Consider the following 15411-nt stretch of genomic DNA (forward strand, 5'->3'; position numbering starts at 1 on the left):
CCGCGAGCGATCGCGGGCTTTTTTGTTTTCGCCGTCGTTGGAGCGCACCTGGGCGCAATGGGTGCTTGCCGCAAGCACCCATCGCGCCCAGGTGCGCTCCTACACCGGCATGTATTCCTCGGCCAGCACCTTCGCGGGTTCCTGCAGGAAGTTGCCTTGGATGAAGTCGACGCCGGCCGCGAAGAGCAGCGAGGTGCTCACGGCGTCCTCGACCCATTCGGCGACCGTCTGCTTGCCCGACGCGTGGCCTTCCTTGCAGATCTCGGCGATCCGCTTCTGGTTCTCCGGATGCTGCGGCAGGTCGGTCATGAAGCTGCGGTCGATCTTCAGGAAGTCGGCCTCGACGTGGTTGAGCATCTGGAACGAGTTGAGGCCCGATCCGAACTGCTCGATCGCGAAGCCGCCACCCGCCTTGCGCCAGCCCGCGACGAATTCCTGCGTGGGGCGCAGGCTCGTGAGCACCTTCGACTCCGGCATCTCGATGACCAGCCTGCTGCGGCGTAGCTTCGCCGACTCGAGCCGGCGGACGAGCCAGGGCAGCAGCTCGGGGTCTTCGAGCGATTGCAGCGTCATCTTCACGAAGTAGGTCGTGGTCAGGCCGTCGTTCTCGCGGTGGGCGAGGGCGTCGATGGCATGGCCCAGCACCCAGCGGTCGATCGCGGGGAGCAGGCCGTTGCGTTCCGCCACCGGGAAGAAATACGACGGCAGCACGTCGCCCTTCGGGCCGCGCATACGGACGAGGATCTCGTAGAACTCGCCCGCGGCGTCCTGCAGGCTGATGATTTGCTGGTGGTAGAGGCGCAGGCCGTCCTGCGCCAGCGCCTCGCGCACGAGGTCGAGCCAGTACTGCTCGCGCTCGGCGTCGGCTTTCTCGCGGGCGCTCGGGTCGTGCAGTTCCACCCGGTTGCCGCCCTGGTTCTGCGCCGCGCGCAGGCAGGCGCTGGCCTGGTCGAGCACGGCTTCCGTATTGGCGTTCTTCTCGGCGATCAGGGTGCCGCCGATCGTGATCGTGACGGTGAGCGAGCGCGAGCCGGCGTCGAAGATGGTTTCCGCGATGGTCGTGCGCAGGCGCTCGGTGAGCGCCGCGTGCTCCAGGTCGCCGCGCGGGGAGAGGATCAGGCCCAGGGTGTGGTCGCCGAGCACGCCGGCGATGTCCTCGTCGGGGTCGATCGATTCCGTGACCTTGGCGGCGAGGGCCGCGAGCAGGTGGTCGGCGTTGCCGATGCCCGCGCTGGCCACGATTTCCTTCCAGTTGTCCGGTTCCACCAACAGGACGGCCTGGCCGGCGCGACCGGCCGCCGCCGCAGCGACCGCTTCGTCGATGCACTCGAGCGTGCGCGAACGGTTGTAGAGGCCGGTGACGGGGTCGCGCTGGAGCTGCGCGACAAGGGCCGCATCGACCATCTGCTGCCGGAAGACGATCTGCAGGCAGGCCTCGCCCTCGAAGGTCGCATGCGCGAATTCGACCGACGCCTTGAACGTGCCGCCATCGTCGCGCCGCGCGAGCAGCTCCATCGGCGGCGGGATCCTGTCGCCCTTGGACAGGCCGCGCAGCGTGTTCTTGAAGTCGTCCGCATGCGTGCCGGCGACGAGGTCCAGGATCGGCAGGCCGATGATGTCGTCGAACTCGGCGAAGCCGAACGCTTCGAGGTAAGCCTGGTTCACGCGGACGTGCATGCCTTCGTGCACGTAGGCGATGGCGTCGCGCGACGAATCGAGCAGGGCGTCGCAACGGCGCTCCGTCTCGCGCAGCGCGGTTTCCAGCCGGCGCACCTGGCGCCGCGTGGAGAGCGCTTCGAATTCACGCTGGACGACGGCGAGCACCTGGTCCGAGCGTTTGCGCAGGGCCACGCCGCGTGCGCCGGCGGCGAAGAGGTCGGCGATGGTGTCGTCGTCCAGGCTGTCGACCACCGCTATCATCGCGAGGTCGCGGCCGCTCGCGTCGAGCTGGCGCATGGTGGTCGCCGTGTCGATGCCCGGCACGCCGGGATTCATCAGCACGAGGTCGGGAATGCTCTCGTCGAGCGCCGCCTGGATGTCGTCGGGCGTGGTCGCCCGCGCGGGGCGGACGGCGATGCCGCCGTTCCGCAAGACATTGATCAAAAGCTCGGCGTCTTCCACCGAGTTTTCGATGAAGAGAATCCTGATGACGTTGTCGTGTTTCATGCCGTTCCGAATTGCCGCTTGCCCATCCCGCGAACCGGCTTGCCGGCCCGCTCCCCCCAGCGCGGTCCGGTCGGATCATGCTGACCGGAAGGTCACCATACTAACGCGCGAAATCGGCAATAGGGCGCTTCGACGGGTCGCCAGGCAGTTCGCGGACCAGCCTGGGCACGAGGTAGCCGGGCAGGCGGGCACGCAGGGCGTCGACGAGCCAGACCGCCCGGTCGTCGTCCACTTCGAAATGGGCCGCGCCCTGCACGCGGTCCAGCTGGTGCAGGTAATACGGCAGGACGCCGGCCGCGAACGATCGCTCGCACAACGCGGCGAGGGTCTTCACCTCGTCGTTGATCCCGCGCAGCAGGACCGCCTGGTTGAGCACCGTGGCGCCCGCCCCGCGCAGGCGGGCACAGGCGGCGTCGACCGCCGCGTCGAATTCGTTGGCGTGGTTGGCATGCAGCACGACCACCTTCTGCAGCGGAATCGCCGCGAGCCAGTCCGTGAAGGCGTCGTCGACGCGCTCGGGGAGCACCACGGGCAGGCGCGTGTGGATGCGCAACCGGATGACGTGGGGCAGGTCCGCGAGGCCGCGGGTCAGTTCCTCGAGCTTGTGGGTCGCCAGCGAAAGGGGATCGCCACCGGACAGGATGAGCTCGCGGATCGAGGTGTCCTCGCGAACGCGCGCGAGCGCCTCCCGCCATTGGCCCGCCGCCGCGATTTCATCGCCGTAGGGAAAATGACGGCGGAAGCAGTAACGGCAATTGACGGCGCAGCTGCCGCTCGCGATGAGCAGGGCGCGGCCGTCGTACTTGTGCAGGATCCCATGGCCGGCCTTCGACGCCATGTCGCCGACGGCGTCGGTCGAGTAGCCGGGAGCGTCATCGTGCTCGGCGCGGCGCGGCAGCACCTGCAGCAGCAGCGGATCGGTCGGATCGCCATGGCGCATGCGCGCCGCGAAGCCGCGCGGCACGCGCAGCGGAAAGCCGGCGTCGTCCGGCGGAAGGAGGTCGGCGCGGTCGGCGAGGCCGACGGCCGCGAGCAGGGCGGCGGCGTCCGTGAACGATTCCCGCCAGAGCTCGCGCCAGTCCCGGACGGGCGGCGATAGGCGGGAAGTGGGGCTTGCGGTTATCATTGGCGGCCTTGGATCGGGCCCGCGGGCCCGTGACGACCCCATTTTAGCCGCCCAGCGGGGCGGATTTAACTCTGGAGCAGAAAGCGCATGGCGACCCTTGGCCTCAATGACGTCAAAACGGGCAAGAAGATCCTTCACAACGGCGATCCCTGGGTCATCACCGAGGCCGACTTCATCAAGCCGGGCAAGGGCCAGGCGTTCACGCGCATCCGCGTGCGCAACCTGAAGGACGGCCGCACCACCGAACTGACGCTCAAGTCGAGCGATTCGTACGAAGAGGCCAACGCCGTCGACACCGACGCCACCTTCTCGTACATCGAAGGCACGGGCAACGATCGCGAGTGGGTCTTCATGCACTCGGAAACCTTCGAGCAGTACCGCGCCAACCTGGCCGCCATGGGCGACGCCTGGAAGTGGCTCAAGGGTGACGAGGAGTGCCAGATCACGCTCTTCAACGAAACGCAGATCATCGCGGTGCAGGCGCCGAAGTTCGTCGAGCTGAAGATCGTCGAGACCGATCCGGGCGTCCGTGGCGACACCTCGGGCGGTGGCGGCAAGCCGGCCACGCTCGAGACCGGCGCCGTCGTGCGCGTGCCGCTCTTCGTGAACCAGGACGAAGTGATCAAGGTCGATACCCGCACGGGCGAGTACGACAGCCGCGTCAAGTAAGGTTCCGCACGTTCGACCGACAGGAGCGGCACGGCAGCCCAAGGCGCCGTGCCGTTCTTGTATGAGGCTCCCGACTTCCCCACCGAGGCCCCCATGAGCGAAAGCCCCACCCCGATCGATCTCCTCGTCGAAGCCCGCTGGGTCGTCCCCGTCGAGCCGCATGCCGTCGTGCTCGACGACCACGCGGTCGCCGTGCGCGACGGGCGGATCGTGGCCGTGCTGCCGATCGCCGAGGCGCGCACCGCGTTCGCGCCGCGCGAGCGCGTCGAGCTGACCGAGCACGCGGTGATTCCCGGCCTCGTCAACGCGCACACGCACAACCCGATGACGCTGCTGCGCGGACTCGCCGACGACCTGCCGCTGATGACCTGGCTGCAGGAGCACATCTGGCCCGCCGAAGGCCGCGTGATGGGGCCGGACTTCATCCGCGACGGCGTGGAACTCGCCGTGGCCGAGATGATCCGCGGCGGCACCACCTGCGCCAACGAGAACTACTTCTTCCCGGACGTCATCGCGGCCACGTATCGTTCGATGGGCTTCCGCGCCGTCATCGGCCTGCCGGTGATCGACTTCCCGACCGCGTGGGCGAAGACGTCCGACGAATACTTCGACCGCGCGCTCGAGGTCCATGCGTCCCTGCGCGGCGAGTCGCTGCTGACCACCGCGTTCGTGCCGCATGCGCCGTACACGGTGTCCGACGATAACTTCGTGCGCATCCGCGATCTCGCCGCCGAACTCGGCATTCCCATCCACCTGCACACGCACGAAACCGCGCAGGAAGTGGAGGAGGCCGTGGCCAAGGACGGCATCCGTCCGTTCGCGCGCCTGCAGAAGCTGGGACTCGTCAACGAGCGCCTCGTCGCGGTTCACATGACCCAGCTGACCGACGACGAGATCGCCGCGTGCGCGGCAGCCGGCGCGTCGGTGGCGCATTGCCCGGAATCGAACCTCAAGCTCGCCTCGGGCTTCTGTCCCGCAGAGAAGCTGCGCGCCGCGGGCGTCAACGTCTGCATCGGCACCGACGGCTGCGCGTCGAACAACGACCTCGACATGTTCGGCGAAATGCGTACCGCGGCGCTGCTCGCCAAGGCCGTGGCCGGCGACGCGGCCGCCTTCGACGCCGCCTACGCGCTGCGTGCCGCCACGCTCAACGGCGCGAAGGCGATCGGTCTGGGCGACCGCATCGGCTCAATCGAGCCGGGCAAGCGCGCCGACTTCGTCGCCGTGCGGCTCGACGCGCTGGAAACCCAGCCGCTGTACCACGTCGCCTCGCAGCTGGTGTACGCCACCGGGCGGCACCAGGTCAGCGACGTCTGGATCGACGGCGCGCGCAAGCTGTCCGCGGGCGAGCTCGTGGGCATCGACAGCGCGGCGATCCGCGCCAAAGCCCGCGCGTGGCGCGAACGCATCGCGGCGGCGGATCCGGCATGAACGAACCGATGGAGTCCCCAACCATGCAGAACGCCAACGTCAGCGCGGAAGAGATCGCGCGCTTCGAAAAACTCGCCGCACGCTGGTGGGATCCGGACGGTGAATCCCGCCCGCTGCACGATCTCAATCCCGTGCGTGCGGCTTACGTCGGCGGCCGCGTCGAGCTGCGCGGGGCGAAGGTCGCCGACATCGGCTGCGGCGGCGGCCTGCTCAGCGAGGCGCTGGCGCGCGCCGGTGCGAAGGTCACCGCGATCGACCTCGGCGAGAAGCTGATCCAGATCGCCAAGCTGCATCTGTTCGAATCGAATCTCCAGGTCGACTACCGCGTGCAGTCGTCCACCGAGCTCGCCGAGGCCGAGCCGGCATCGTTCGACGCCGTCTGCTGCATGGAAATGATCGAGCACGTCCCCGACCCGCTGGCGATCGTGCGCGACCTCGCGGCGATGGTGAAGCCCGGCGGGCAGGTGTTCCTCTCCACCCTCAACCGCACGCCGGCGGCGTTCGGCGCGGCGATCGTCGGCGCGGAGTACCTCATGCGCCTGTTGCCGCGTGGCACGCACCACTACGCGCAGTTCCTCAAGCCGTCCGAGCTGGCCGCGATGCTGCGTCGCTTCGGGCTGGAGCTCGAGGACATCCAGGGTCTGGCGTACAACCCGATCACGCGCAACGCGAGTCTTTCGCGGAACACTTCCGTGAACTACGTGCTCGCGGCGAGGAAGGTGGGATGAACGCGCTGCCGTTCAAGCCCGACGGGGTGTTCTTCGACCTCGACGGCACGCTGCTCGACAGCGCGCGCGATCTTTACGCCGCGCTGACCGTGTTGTGCGCGGAGCAGGGCGTCGACGCGCCGCCGTTCGAGCGCGTGCGCGAGGTCGTTTCGCGCGGTTCGCGCGCGATGCTCGGCGTGGCGTTCCCCGCGGCCGACGAGGACGCGATTGTGGCGCTCGTGCCGCGTTTCCTCGAAGTCTACGAAGCGGACATGGCGAGCCACACCACGGCGTTCGACGGCGTGGAGGCCATGCTGGCCGGGCTCGACGCGGCCGGCGTCCGCTGGGGGATCGTGACGAACAAGCCGGGCTTCCTCACCGACGCGCTGCTGCCGCGCGCGGTGCCGCACTGGAAGCCGGCGGCGGTCGTGTCCGGCGATACGTTGCCCGTCCGCAAGCCCGATCCTGCGCCGGTGCTGCACGCCTGCGCGACCGCGGGCTGCGACCCGGCGCGCTCGGTCTTCGTCGGCGACGACCGTCGCGACGTGCTCGCCGGCAACGCGGCGGGCCTGTACACGGTGGCCGTGCGTTGGGGGTACCTCGACGGCGGCGATCCCGATACCTGGGGTGCCGATGTCGTCGTGGACGGCGTCGCGGATCTCGCCGCGCTGCTCGGCCTGAAGGAGCTCGCGGCATGAGCGACGGCGCCACGCAGAACTTCGTCGACAAGTGGTTGGCCGTACAGCCGCAGCAGCGGATCGCGCTCGGTTTCGTGGACGAGGCCTCGCGCGACGAACGCGTCGCGCTGGCGGCGCTCGAACAGGAGCTGATCTCGTCCGCCTACGGCATCCGCGAGCCACAGGTGGCCGCCGCGAAGCTGCAGTGGTGGGCCGAGGAACTTTCGGGCGCCGCGGCCAGCGGCGGTCGCCATCCGCTCACCAAGGCCCTGTTCGCGAGTCCGCGCGCGAAGCAGGTGCCGTCCGCGCTGTGGATCGCTCCCGTGCTCGCGGCGATGGCGCAACTGGAGCAGGGCACCTCGTCGGACTTCGCCGCGCAGGTCGCCGCGTCGCGCGGATTGCACGGGGCGCTCGCGGCGTTGGAGAACGCCTGGTGGTTCGGTGTCGACGCGCCGGTGGAATCCGCCGCGCGCGTGGCGACGCTGGCGCACCTCGTGTTCGCGCTGTCCCGGCTCGAGCTCGACGCCGAGCGCGAGCGACTGCCCCTGCCGATGTCGCGACTGGCGCGGCATGGCCTGTCCCGCGGGCAGCTCAAGGCCGACTCGCCCGCGCGCCGCGACGCGATCCGCGCGCAGCTCGCCGAGCTGGCGCAAGGTCTGCGCGAGGCGCTCTCGCTGGCGGAACCCTTGAGTACCTTCCGGGGTGTTGAAGGACGCACGGCGCTCGCCACCGCGAAGTCCGCCTCCCGCGCCGCCGAGCCGTTCGCCGAACTGCACCGGCGCCAGGCGCGCACGGGTCCCGCCACGGCGATCCGCGCCTGGCTCGCCGCCCGGCACGCCGGCCGGTTCGGCTGAACGGATCGTTTCCACGGCGAGCCATTGAGCCAATCAACGCGACCCCCATCTCGGTCACCGTAAGCCGGCCGACGGCTCGTCCCAAGGATCTTCCCCATGTACATCCACGATTCCCCCACCCGCCTGCTGCCCGATGTCGCCTCGCAGGAACACGCCCTGGCCATCGGCACACTCGACTGGGTGGGCATGGACGGCATGGAAATGCCCGTCGCGTTCGATGCCGGTGACGGCGACGTCCGCTCGACGGGCGCCCGCGTCGGTGCGTTCGTGAACCTCACCAAGCCGGAAGCGCGCGGCATCCACATGTCGCGCCTCTACCTGCTGGTGTCGGACGCCCTCTCGGCGGGACCGCTGACGGTCGCGGGCGTGCGGGGTCTGCTGGAATCGTTCCTGTCGTCGCATGAAGGCCTGTCCGACCATGCGCGCATCACCATCGGTTTCGAGCACCTGGTGCGCCGCAAGTCGCTGCGCAGCGACAACAGCGGATGGCGCGCCTACCCGATCACCATCGACGCCACCCTGAGCGGGTCGGAGTTCTGCCTGCAGATCACCACCGACGTCGTCTATTCGTCCACGTGTCCGGCGTCGGCCGCGCTGTCGCGCCAGCTGATCCAGGACAACTTCGCGAAAACCTTCGCCGCCGACCAGCCGCTCGACCGCGAGACGATCCTCGCCTGGCTCGGCACGGAGCAGGGCATCGTCGCCACGCCGCACGCGCAACGCAGCACGGCGACGATCCGCGTCAAGCCGACGGGCGAGGGCGTGTTCAACCTGATCGGCATGATCGACAACGTCGAGAACGCGCTCGGCACGCCGGTGCAGACCGCCGTGAAGCGTGCCGACGAGCAGGCTTTCGCGCTGGCCAACGGCCAGAACCTGATGTTCTGCGAAGACGCCGCCCGCCGCATCCAGAAAGCCCTCTCGGACGACGGCAACATCGCCGACTTCCACCTGCGCGTGGCGCACCACGAAAGCCTGCATCCGCACGACGCGGTGGCGTTCGCTTCGAAGGTGCAGCGCTAATGCGAACCGCAGGACCGTAGGAGCGCGCCCTGCGCGCGACATCTTTTCGCGAGGAGCTCGGGCTCTGTAGCTCACGGCTCTCAAGGATGTCGCGCGCAGGGCGCGCTCCTACCGGATCCCCGGCAACAGCAGGGGATCGAGCCTCACCCCGAACCAGTTGAAGCCCCAGTGCACGTGCGGTCCCGTCGCGCGGCCCGTCTTGCCGGCCGCACCGATCACCTCGCCCTGGCTGACGCGTTGACCGACCTTCACGTCGATCCGTGAAAGATGCAGGAAGTTCGACGACAGGCCGAACCCGTGATCGAGCAGCACGGTGCCACCGGTCAGGTAGAGGTCGGGGTTCGCGAACGTGATCACGCCCGCCGCGGGCGCCTTCACCGGCGTGCCTTCCGGTACCGCGATGTCCATGCCCGAATGCGGCGCCTTCGGATCGCCGTTGTAGATCCGCTGGTTGCCGAAGCGGCCGCTGATCCGCCCCGTCACCGGCCAGACGAAGCCTTTCGCGAAGTCCTCGCGGTCGTCGTCGCGGTTGCGCGCGGCGACCACCGACGCCTGTTCGCGTTCGATGCGCGCCGCGATGGCCGGGGGCGGATTGACCGTCTTCGGCGGCACGCCTTCCACGCGCTCGATGGGCCAGTCGCGAGGGGTGACGGCCACGCTTCGCGTCGTCGTGCCGAGCGTCACGGCCACCGGACCCTGCTCGTCGCGGCCCACGCCGAAGACGAAGACGCCGTCGTCGCCGACGTGCACCGGCTTGCCGGCGACGGCGACCTTCGTGCCGGGCGCCACGTGGCCGATCACCAGCGCGCCTTGCGAGACGGTGGCGGGAAGGTCGGGCACGGCGGCGAGCGCCGTGCCAGCCATCGCCGCCGCGGCGAGCGCCGCTACGATTCTTCTCATCGATCGAAGGTCAGGCGCTGGCCGCGAACGTTTCCGTCCACCGTCTTGCCGTCGAAAACGCGCTGTCCGTTGACGAACGTCGACGCGATGCTGCTGCTGAAGGTGTAACCCTCGAACGGCGACCAGCCGCACTTGGACAGCACCTCTTCGCGCGTCACGGTGTGCGGCTTGTTCGGATCGACGAGCACGAGATCCGCGGCATAGCCTTCGCGAAGGAAGCCGCGGTTCTCGACGTTGAAGAGCTTCGCCGGATTGTGGCAGACCGTCTCCACGATGCGCTCCAGGGTGAGCCTGCCCTCGGTCACGCGCTGCAGGGCGGCCTGCAGAGCGAACTGCACGAGCGGCAGGCCGGAGGGAGCCTTGTCGTACTTCTGCTCCTTTTCCTCGAGCAGGTGCGGCGCATGGTCCGTAGCGAGGACGTCAAGCCGGCCCTCGGCCAGCGCCTTCGTGATGGCCTCGCGATCGGCTTCCTCCTTGATCGCGGGATTGCACTTGATGAGGAAGCCCTTCTCGTCGTAATCGGCCTTGCCGCCGAAATGGAGGAAGTGCACGCAGGTCTCGGCCGTGATGCGCTTGCCCTCGATCGGGCCCGGCTCGAACAGCGCGAGCTCGTCGGCGGTCGAGATGTGCAGCACGTGCAGGCGGGTGTCGTGCTTCTTCGCGAGCGAGATCGCGAGACGCGTGGACTTGATGCAGGCCTCGCGCGAGCGGATGTTCGGGTGCTCCCACGCCGGGATGTCCTCGCCGTACTTCTCGTGGGCCTTCGCGAGGTTCGCGTCGATCATCGGGGTGTCTTCGCAGTGCGTGATGATCGGTACCGGGGTGTCGCGGAAGATGCCGTCGAGCGTCTCCGGGTTGTCCACCAGCATGTTGCCGGTGGACGCACCCATGAACACCTTCACGCCCGGGGCCGCCTTCGGGTCGAGTGCCCGGATCGCCTCGAGGTTGTCGTTGCTCGCACCCATGTAGAACGCGTAATTGACCACGGACGAACCGGCCGCGATGTCGTACTTGTTCTCGAGCGATTCGCGGTCGAGCGCGGGCGGCTTCGTGTTGGGCATCTCCATGAAGCTGGTGATGCCGCCGGCGGCGCAGGCGCGCGATTCGTGCGCGATGTCGGCCTTCTGCGTTAGACCCGGCTCGCGGAAGTGCACCTGGTCGTCGATCATGCCGGGAAGCAGCCACAGGCCCGTGGCGTCGATCACCTGCTCGTCACGTTCCTTTTCCAGGTTCTGCGCGATGGTCGCGATTTTTCCGTCACGGACGCGGAGGTCGGCGACGAACCGCTTGCCCTCGTTGACGAGTTCGGCGTTCTTGATGAGCCAGGCATCAGTCATGGGTATGTGCTCCTTGGGCGCCGCAGCGGCGCAGGACGAAGTGATCGGGAACGGGATCGTGGCCGCCGGCGCACATCGGCTGGCAGCGCAACAGGCGCCAGGCGCCGAGGGTGCCGCCGCGCAACGGACCGAAGCGCGCTATGGCAACGCGTGCATAATCGGAACAGGATGGGTGGAAGCGGCAGCGGGCTCCCAGCATCGGGCTCAGCCACCGCTTGTAGAAGGACAACAGGAATAGGAGGAGGCGGGTCACTGTGGGTCCGGTGTCGACCGGCGTAGGCCAATGCACAGTATCCCAGAAGATAGGTTGCTGGGGTAACGCATCTGGGCTATAACACCCCGCCGCCACGGCTACCGAGGTGAAGGATATGGCGAAAAACGCTCGTAGTTCCGCAGCCGCCAAAGGCGCCGCCAAGAAGGGCGGGGCAGGCGACGTGAAGAAGACAGGGAAAGTCGTGGCCGGGGCGAAGGCGACGAAGGCGCCGGCGAAGGCCGCCGTGCGCGCCGCGGCGAAGCCCGCCACGAAGAGCGCCGCGAAGCCGGTGGCCAAGAAGGCGGCCGCGCCCGCGAAGAAGGCCGCTGCCGCGCCGGCGACGAAGGCCGTCGCGAAGAAGCCGGTCGCGAAGGCGGCTCCGGTGAAGAAGGCCGCCGCCGCGAAGAAGGAAGCGCCGCAGGCCACCAGCAAGACCACGGCAAAGCCGGCACCGGCCAAGGCCGCGCCGGTCGCCACGACCAAGGCGGCACCCGCGAAGTCCGCCAGCAAGACACCCGCGGCCCCGAAGGCCGCACCCGCCCCGGCGCCGAAGCCGGCGGCCAAGACCGCCGCGGCGGCCGTACCCGCGCCCGACACGGGTCGCAAGGCATCGGCCGTTGCCGCCACACCGCCCCGGACGGCGTCCGCGGTGGGTGGCGAATCCTCATCCAGAACCGAGAAGTCCGCGCAAGCCAGCATGAACAGCACTGCCCCCAATTCCGCCGACAACGGCATCACGCGCGAAGACGGCCGCTACGCGCTGCCCGCTTCCACCATCATCGACCTGCCGAAGGGCTATCGCCCGAACGACGACGAGGAGTACATGAATCCTCGCCAGCTCGCCTACTTCCGCAACAAGCTGAAGGATTGGCGCGAGCAGCTCGTCGAGGAGTCGCGCCAGACGATGGACAACCTCCGCGAGGAAGTCCGCGACGTGGGCGACGAAGCCGAGCGCGCCACCCGCGAGACGGAAAACTCGCTCGAGCTGCGCACACGCGACCGCTACCGCAAGCTGATCTCCAAGATCGACAAGGCGCTGCGCCGCATCGAGGAAGGCCGCTACGGCTTCTGCGAGGAGACCGATGAGGAAATCGGCGTGGACCGTCTCGACGCGCGCCCGATCGCCACGCTCTCGCTCGATGCGCAGGAGCGCCGCGAGCACCTGCAGAAGCAGATGGGCGACTGAAGCCTTTCCGGCTTCGCCATGAAAAAGCCCCGCATCGCGGGGCTTTTTTTTAACTGCCGTGAGCCGGACGGGAGCCGATCGCATCGGCGATCCCGCGGCGGCGGGCCGACGGAGCGATCGAGCGAACCCGTCAGTGCCCCAGAGCCTCCGCCGCGTACGCTTTCAGCCTCGCCAGCATCGCTGCGAGCCCGTTGGACCGCGTCGGCGACAGATGCTTGGCCAGCCCGATCTGCTGGATGAAATCGGGCGGCGTATCGACGATCTCCTGCGCGGGGCGATCGGAGTACACCCGCAGGACCAGCGCGATGAGGCCGGAAACGATCGCCGAATCGCTCGCGGCATCGAAGTGCATCTTCGATGCGTCGCCCGAGGGGATCAGCCACACCATCGACTGGCAGCCGTGGACGCGGTTCTCTTCGGTCTTGCGATCGTCCGGGAAGGGCGGCAGCTGCCGGCCGAGGTCGATCAGGTACTGGTAGCGCTCCGTCCAGTCGCCGAAAAAGGCGAACTCCTCGGCGATGGCGGCCTGGGCGTCGAGGGCGGTGGGTTCGAGAGGCGTGCTCATGCCTTCACCACGCTCCAGCGCGTGCCCTGCGCACCGTCCTCGATCGCGATGCCCAGCTCCTTGAGCTGGTCGCGGATGGCGTCCGAACGGGCGAAGTCCTTTGCCGCGCGGGCCGCGCGGCGCTCCTCGAGGAGCGCCTCGATCGCGGCGGCGTCGATCTCCTCGCCGGTATTGCCCTGCCGGAACCAGGCTTCCGGGTCCTGCTGGAGCAGGCCCAGCAGCGCGCCGCCGCCGATCAGCGCGGCCTTGGCGGCCGCGCGCTCGCCGCCCGTGGCGCGACGGGCCGCATCGGCGAGCTGCGAGAGCTCCGCCAGCGCCTGAGGCGTGTTCAGGTCGTCGCATAGCGCGGCCTCGACCGCCGCCGGCACGACGGGATCGCCCGCAACGACGTCGGCCATGTCGCGCAGCACGCCGTACCAGCCGTCGAGCGTGCGCACGGACTGCGTCATCGCCGCGTCCGACCAGTCCAGCGGCTGGCGGTAATGGCCGCGCAGCAGCATCAGTCGGAGGGCCTCGCCGGGGTGCTTGCCGAGCAGCTCGTGCAGCTGGAGCACGTTGCCGAGCGACTTCGACATCTTGCGGCCGTCGAAGGTCAGCATGCCGTTGTGCAGCCAGAAGCGGGCGAACGTCTTGCCGCCGTGGGCGCACATGCTCTGGGCGATCTCGTTCTCGTGGTGCGGGAACGTCAGGTCGACACCACCGGCGTGGATGTCGATGGTGTCGCCGAGGTGGGCCTCGCTCATGGCGGAGCACTCGATGTGCCAGCCGGGTCGGCCACGGCCCCACGGGCTGTCCCAGCCGGGCAGGGTGTCGTCGGACGGCTTCCAGAGCACGAAGTCGCCCGGGCTCTTCTTGTAGGGAGCGACCTCCACGCGCGCGCCGGCGAGGAGCTCGTCGGGATCGCGGCCCGACAGCGCGCCGTAGGCGGGGAAGGACTCGACGTGGAACAGCACGTGCCCTTCGGCCTCGTACGCGTGCCCGGTGGCGATCAGGCGCTCGATCATCGCCACGATCTGGGGAATGTGGTCCGTGGCGTGCGGCTCGACGTCCGGGGGCGCCACGCCGAGGCGGGCGGTGTCCTCGCGGTACGCCTGGGCGAAGCGCTCGGTGATCTGGGCGATGGGCACGCCCGCGGCGGCGGCCGCCTTGTTGATCTTGTCGTCGACGTCCGTGATGTTGCGGGCATACACCACGTGCGGGAAATGCCGGCGCAGCAGCTTGACCAGGACGTCGAACACGACCGGAGGCCGCGCGTTGCCGATGTGGATGTAGTTGTAGACGGTCGGCCCACAGACGTACATCGTCACCCGCTGCGGATCCAGGGGGGCGAACGCCTCCGTGCGGCGCGAAAGGGTGTTGTAGAGCGAGATCGGCATCGAGGTTCCGTGGGGGCAGCGCGCTTCGGGTGACCGGCCGGAGATAGTAGCAAGGGATGGCCCCGTTCTGGGGCGGGTCGGCGTGCCTTGCACGCGCGGGGGGCGAATCGGTTGACATGGAGGACGCCCTTTTTCTCAGGCCCTTCTAAGCGTGGATTCAGCGTGATCTTGATGAAATGCTCGCCAGCGGGCGCGCCTGTGCACCTGCCTGGAGGTTTACCTACATGTCTCGCCTGCTCATCCCCGCGCTCATCCTCGCGGTTTTCGCCACCGGTGCCAGCGCCCAGGACGGACGCTATGGCCCGCCGCCGGGTCCGCCGCCGGCCGGTCCGGACGACAACACCCATTTCGGCTGGGCCGACGTGCTGCGCGTCGATCCGGTGTACGGCGTCGCGCGTGTCGAAACGCCGCGCCAGGAGTGCTACGACCAGCCGGTGGTCCGCCGCGAATCCAGTGGTAACTCCACGGCCGGCACGATCCTGGGCGCCGTCGTGGGCGGCGTGCTCGGCAACACCGTCGGCAAGGGCGACGGCCGCAAGGCCGCGACCGTGGTCGGCGCGGTCGCCGGCGGCGCCGTCGGCAACAACATCTCCCGCAGCGGCGACCGCACGTACGAAAGCACCGAAACCCGCTGCCGCGACGTCAGCTCGATCTCCGAGCAGCGCCGCATCGCGGGCTACGACGTCGAGTACCGCTACCGCGGCGAGGTCTACGTGTCCCGCCTGAACTACGATCCGGGCGAGCGCCTGCGGGTCCGGGTGAACGTCTCGCCGGCGGATTGAGGCGGGCGACGCGGCGCGACGGAAGGCCACGGGGAACCGTGGCCTTCTCGTTTCCGGGGCCGGCCACCACGCCCGCCTTACCGCCCACCCATTGCGCGCCGCACCAATACCCGGCATCATCGGCGTTCCTTTCAAGGCTCCGACCCTGTGTCCCACACCGTCTACACCGCGATCGTCCTGACCAGCGCCCGTATGGCCGCGGGGATGACGTCGCGTGCTCGTCGACCGTACATCGGATACTCGGCCGGGTAGGCTGTCGCGCGCGTTTCATTCGTACCGACTAAAAAACCCGGCCATGCGCCGGGTTTTTTCGTTTCCGATTCCTCCTTTCCACCACGGCCCCCGGGCCACCGACCGAT

At 68.9% G+C, this 15411-nt stretch carries 15 protein-coding genes; 8 read left to right on the forward strand and 7 right to left on the reverse strand.

Annotated elements, in window-relative coordinates:
* Positions 1-99: 99 nt before the first annotated feature.
* Together BMW54_RS01960 and epmB are read right to left on the reverse strand one after the other, a co-directional pair.
* Complete coding sequence (locus tag BMW54_RS01960) at positions 100-2166, reverse strand: EAL domain-containing response regulator (protein WP_090052533.1); 2067 nt, start codon at positions 2164-2166, stop codon at positions 100-102.
* Positions 2167-2266: 100 nt separating this feature from the next.
* Positions 2267-3292: an EF-P beta-lysylation protein EpmB gene (gene epmB, locus BMW54_RS01965; protein WP_090052534.1), complete on the reverse strand. Its 1026-nt coding sequence runs from the start codon at positions 3290-3292 to the stop codon at positions 2267-2269.
* Between the two features lie 87 nt (positions 3293-3379).
* Between epmB and efp the strand changes: the two genes are divergently transcribed.
* From efp to folE2, 6 genes are all read left to right on the forward strand, one after another.
* Complete coding sequence (gene efp / locus BMW54_RS01970; protein WP_090052535.1) at positions 3380-3961, forward strand: elongation factor P; 582 nt, start codon at positions 3380-3382, stop codon at positions 3959-3961.
* Positions 3962-4054: 93 nt separating this feature from the next.
* Positions 4055-5392 (forward strand): TRZ/ATZ family hydrolase, encoded by a 1338-nt coding sequence (locus BMW54_RS01975; RefSeq protein WP_090052537.1) that lies wholly within the window; start codon positions 4055-4057, stop codon positions 5390-5392.
* Between the two features lie 23 nt (positions 5393-5415).
* Positions 5416-6120, forward strand: coding sequence for a bifunctional 2-polyprenyl-6-hydroxyphenol methylase/3-demethylubiquinol 3-O-methyltransferase UbiG (ubiG, locus tag BMW54_RS01980; protein ID WP_090052539.1), 705 nt, complete (start codon positions 5416-5418; stop codon positions 6118-6120).
* On the forward strand, positions 6117-6797 hold the full coding sequence (gene gph, locus BMW54_RS01985; RefSeq protein ID WP_090052541.1) for a phosphoglycolate phosphatase: 681 nt from the start codon (positions 6117-6119) through the stop codon (positions 6795-6797). The genes ubiG and gph overlap by 4 nt, the downstream gene beginning before the upstream one ends.
* Positions 6794-7630, forward strand: coding sequence for a squalene/phytoene synthase family protein (locus BMW54_RS01990; RefSeq protein WP_090052543.1), 837 nt, complete (start codon positions 6794-6796; stop codon positions 7628-7630). The genes gph and BMW54_RS01990 overlap by 4 nt, the downstream gene beginning before the upstream one ends.
* A gap of 96 nt (positions 7631-7726) precedes the next feature.
* On the forward strand, positions 7727-8653 hold the full coding sequence (gene folE2, locus BMW54_RS01995) for a GTP cyclohydrolase FolE2 (protein WP_090052545.1): 927 nt from the start codon (positions 7727-7729) through the stop codon (positions 8651-8653).
* A gap of 108 nt (positions 8654-8761) precedes the next feature.
* On the opposite strand, the gene BMW54_RS02000 is transcribed toward folE2, so the two are convergent.
* The 3 genes from BMW54_RS02000 to yidD are packed head-to-tail and all read right to left on the reverse strand — an operon-like array spanning position 8762 to position 11089.
* Positions 8762-9553, reverse strand: a complete 792-nt coding sequence (locus tag BMW54_RS02000) for a M23 family metallopeptidase (RefSeq protein WP_090052546.1) — start codon at positions 9551-9553, stop codon at positions 8762-8764.
* On the reverse strand, positions 9550-10890 hold the full coding sequence (locus tag BMW54_RS02005; RefSeq protein WP_090052548.1) for a dihydroorotase: 1341 nt from the start codon (positions 10888-10890) through the stop codon (positions 9550-9552). Before BMW54_RS02005 ends, BMW54_RS02000 begins: the two co-directional genes overlap by 4 nt.
* Positions 10883-11089 carry a membrane protein insertion efficiency factor YidD gene (yidD, locus tag BMW54_RS18950; protein WP_254779219.1) on the reverse strand — a complete coding sequence of 69 codons (207 nt, stop codon included), beginning with the start codon at positions 11087-11089 and terminating at the stop codon, positions 10883-10885. The genes BMW54_RS02005 and yidD overlap by 8 nt, the downstream gene beginning before the upstream one ends.
* Positions 11090-11840: 751 nt before the next feature.
* Here yidD and dksA point away from each other — a divergent pair.
* On the forward strand, positions 11841-12329 hold the full coding sequence (gene dksA, locus BMW54_RS02015) for an RNA polymerase-binding protein DksA (RefSeq protein WP_090052550.1): 489 nt from the start codon (positions 11841-11843) through the stop codon (positions 12327-12329).
* Between the two features lie 130 nt (positions 12330-12459).
* Here dksA and BMW54_RS02020 read toward each other — a convergent pair whose 3' ends face one another.
* Positions 12460-12894 (reverse strand): SufE family protein, encoded by a 435-nt coding sequence (locus BMW54_RS02020; RefSeq protein WP_090052551.1) that lies wholly within the window; start codon positions 12892-12894, stop codon positions 12460-12462.
* Positions 12891-14270, reverse strand: a complete 1380-nt coding sequence (gene cysS, locus BMW54_RS02025) for a cysteine--tRNA ligase (RefSeq protein WP_090052553.1) — start codon at positions 14268-14270, stop codon at positions 12891-12893. Before cysS ends, BMW54_RS02020 begins: the two co-directional genes overlap by 4 nt.
* Before the next feature lie 224 nt (positions 14271-14494).
* On the opposite strand from cysS, the gene BMW54_RS02030 reads away from it, so the two are divergent.
* Positions 14495-15052, forward strand: coding sequence for a glycine zipper 2TM domain-containing protein (locus tag BMW54_RS02030; protein ID WP_090052555.1), 558 nt, complete (start codon positions 14495-14497; stop codon positions 15050-15052).
* The last annotated feature ends 359 nt before the right edge of the window (positions 15053-15411 follow it).

The sequence above is a fragment of the Luteibacter sp. 329MFSha genome (assembly GCF_900111665.1).
In the GTDB taxonomy this organism is placed as follows: domain Bacteria; phylum Pseudomonadota; class Gammaproteobacteria; order Xanthomonadales; family Rhodanobacteraceae; genus Luteibacter.